Annotated in this window: 2 protein-coding genes; both read left to right on the forward strand. The window is 71.6% G+C overall.

Annotated features, from left to right (window positions below; genetic code table 11):
• A partial coding sequence (locus DQW06_RS21905; RefSeq protein ID WP_157983543.1) for an HNH endonuclease family protein occupies positions 1–562 on the forward strand: 562 nt, incomplete at its 5' end.
• A 230-nt stretch (positions 563–792) separates the two neighbouring features.
• Positions 793–3,264 (forward strand): ATP-binding protein, encoded by a 2,472-nt coding sequence (locus DQW06_RS21910; RefSeq protein WP_013151197.1) that lies wholly within the window; start codon positions 793–795, stop codon positions 3,262–3,264.
• Positions 3,265–3,385 lie beyond the last annotated feature (121 nt).

Consider the following 3,385-nt stretch of genomic DNA (forward strand, 5'->3'; position numbering starts at 1 on the left):
CCACGTCCTGCCCCCGGGCATCCCCAGCGCCTCCACCGCCCAGAGCCAGCTCGACTCCCTCACCGTCCGGGCCAAGGGGCCCCAGACCGGCTACGACCGCGGCCTCTTCCCGCACTGGAGCGTCGTCGACAGCCCCTGCACCGCCCGCCAGTACGTGCTCGTCCGCGACGGCCACGACGTGGTCACCGACTCCGACTGCCAGCCGACCTCCGGCCGCTGGTACAGCACCTTCGACGACGTGTGGTGGGACGGCGACGTCTCCCAGATCAGCGTCGACCACATGGTTCCGCTCAGCGAGGCCTGGAAGACCGGCGCGGCCGACTGGACCACCGAGCGGCGCCGCGACTTCGCCAACGACGTCGACTCCCCCCAGCTGTGGGCGGTCACCGTCAGCAGCAACAGCGCCAAGGGCGACAAGGACCCCTCCCAGTGGATGCCGGAGAACACCGCGATCCACTGCGACTACGTCAAGGCCTGGGTCAACGTGAAGCACCGCTACGACCTCACCGTCACCTCCGCGGAGAGGTCCGCCATCCAGGACACCATCGACACCGCCTGCTAGGGCGCCACAGGGCGGGACGCGTGCCGACGAACACGCCACCGCCCCCCGGAAGGTCGGGCCCGTCTCCCCCGGAGGCGGGCCCGTCAGCGTCCTCCGGGGTTCTGGCGCGCCGTAACCCCGTCCGCTTCTCCCGTTCCGGGGCGATACTCCACTATGAAGGGGGCGAGGGCGGCGGGTCCGGGTAGGAACGACGGAACCCCGCCACGCGACGCGACCAGAAGGGCGAAGAGATGACCGGCACCAGGGGGACCCGTGGCACGACCCGCCTCGCGGTCCGCTACTTCGACGACCGCGTGCTGTTCAGCGACAGCGAGGCCTGGGCCTACTTCCGCCTGCCCACGGTCTCCTACGAGTTCACCACGCCCGAGGAGCGCCAGGCGCTGGCCACCAACGTCACCATCGCCCTCGCCGCCATCCGCATGAACGACGCCGAGGTCCACCTGCGCGTCGCCCACCGCACCTACCCGGCCGCGGAGTGGGCCACCCGGCTCGACGCCACCTCCGACTCCGGCCCCGGCTGGTACGACTACCTCGACGAGACGTACCGGCACGTGTGGGCCAAGGACTTCTGGACCAAGGAGGTCTACCTCGGCGTCCGCCTCGGCCAGCGCAACGCCGGCGCCGGACTCGGCCTGTTCTCCCAGGTCTTCGGCGCCTACCAGCGCACCGAACAGGTCCTGGGCATCAACGACGACGCCGTGGACGACCGCGAGATCGCCCGCTGGACCGACCAGGCCGAGCGGCTCGGCCGCGCCCTGGCCGCCAGCTCGCTGCACGCCCGCCACGCCACCTCCGACGAGATCGCCTGGCTCATCCGGCACGCCGTCAGCGGCACCGCCGAGGAGATCCGCCCCTCGGCGGCCGGACGGCGCACCTGGGGCCGCGGCGAGATCGAGGCACTGGTCGACGGCGTCGTGCACAACGGCCGCTCCGCGCTGCGCCTCGAACAGCCCGCGGGGTCCACCCACGTCGCGTTCCTGTCCTTCGCCCGCTTCCCGGACCTGATGCCCTTCCCGGACGGCGAGCCCTGGATGCACCACGCCGACGCCCTCCCCTTCCCGGTGGAGATGTCCCTGCGGATGAAGCTCATCCCGCCCGCCAAGGCCTCCAAGGACGTCGGCCGCAAGCTCGCCCACGCCCGCGACATGGACGCCCACATCCGCGAGGCCGGGGTGGAGGCGCCCATCGCGCTCGCCGAGCAGATCGACGCCGCCCGCATGCTGGAGCACGGCATCACCAAGGAGCGCCTGCCCTTCGTCTACGGCTGGCACCGCCTCATGGTGTCCGCGCCCACCGAGCGCCTGCTCGGCCAGCACGTCGAGGCGGTCATCGAGCACTACCGCGACATCGGCATCGACGTCATCAACTCCACCGGCGACCAGTTCTCGCTGTTCAACGAGTCGCTGCCCGGCGACCGCATCCGCCTCAACGCCTACGCCCAGCGCCAGCCGCTGCGCACCATCGCGGGCGGCATGCCCACCGCCACCGTCGACGTCGGCGACCGCGTCGACCACTCCGGGGGCGGCTGGGTGGGCCCCTACGTCGGCGAGACCATCGGCCGAGCCCGCTCCATCGTCCACTTCGACCCCATGGTCGCCGCGGCCCGCAACCGCCCCACCGCCATCGCCATCACCGGCGAGCCCGGCGGCGGCAAGACCACCCTCGCCCTCCTGCTCATCTACCAGCTCGCCCTGCGCGGGGTCACCGTCGCCGCCATCGACCCCAAGGGCGACGCCGAGTCCCTGGTCGAACTCCTGCAAAGACGCGGCCGCAAGGCCCGCATGATGTCCCTGGGCTCGGCCCAGCCGGGCCTGCTCGACCCCTTCGCCTTCGGCGACGACCTGTCCGCCAAGAAGACCATGGCCACCGAGACCCTGCGCCTGCTCCTGCCCCGCATGAGCGAGGAGCGCGAGTCCGCCATGATCCAGGCCGTGGCCGCCGTCGCCAACCAGCCCCAGCCCTCCCTGGCCAAGGTCGTGGACCACCTGGTCTCCTCGCCCGGCGCGGCCTCGCGCAACCTGGGCGCCGTCCTGCAGTCCATGTCGGAGATGCGGCTGGCCAGCCTGTGCTTCGACCCCCAGGGCGAGGCGCGGATCGACACCGAGGGCTGGACCACCGTGTTCACCCTGGGCGGGCTCACCCTGCCCGACTCCGGCGTGGGCCGCGACGACTACTCCTACGAGCAGCGCCTGTCCGTCGCCCTGCTCTACCTGGTCTCCCAGTTCGCCCGCCGCCTGATGAACGGCCTGGACCGGCACCTGCCCAAGGCGATCTTCCTGGACGAGGCCTGGGCGGTCACCTCCACGCCCGAGGGCGCCAAGCTCGTCCCCGAGGTCTCGCGCATGGGCCGCTCCCGCAACACCGCGCTCATCCTCGTCTCGCAGAACGCGGGCGACCTCCTCAACGAGCAGGTCACCAACTGCCTGTCCTCGGTGTTCGCCTTCCGCTCCAGCGAGCGCTTCGAGGTGGAGAGCGTCATGTCCCTGCTGGGCGTGGAGACCAACGAGGACCACCTCGCCGTGCTGCGCAACCTCGGCAACGGCGAGTGCCTGTTCCGGGACCTGGACGGCAGGGTCGGGCGGATCGGCGTCGACCTGGTCTCGGAGAACCTGCTGCGCTGGCTGGACACCAACCCCACCCGCCAGCGCCCCGGCGAGGAGGAGAACCTGGTGCCCGCGGGCGGACGCGACGAGCAGCTCTAGGCGGTCAACCCAAACTGTTGCGGGTGTGACGCAGGAGCTCTCTCCCTTCCGGTGATCCTGCTGCCGGAGGCGTTGTGGGACGCCGACGGCCCCTCGGGGAGCAGGATCACCGTGGAGGGGG

Source organism: Nocardiopsis sp. TNDT3, from assembly GCF_003427465.1.
Taxonomy (GTDB): Bacteria; Actinomycetota; Actinomycetes; order Streptosporangiales; family Streptosporangiaceae; genus Nocardiopsis; species Nocardiopsis dassonvillei.

What these genes read in the sequence shown, in the direction of transcription:
- DQW06_RS21910 (WP_013151197.1), top strand. Translation starts at nt 793, where the DNA reads ATGACCGGCACCAGGGGGACCCGTGGCACGACCCGCCTCGCGGTCCGC.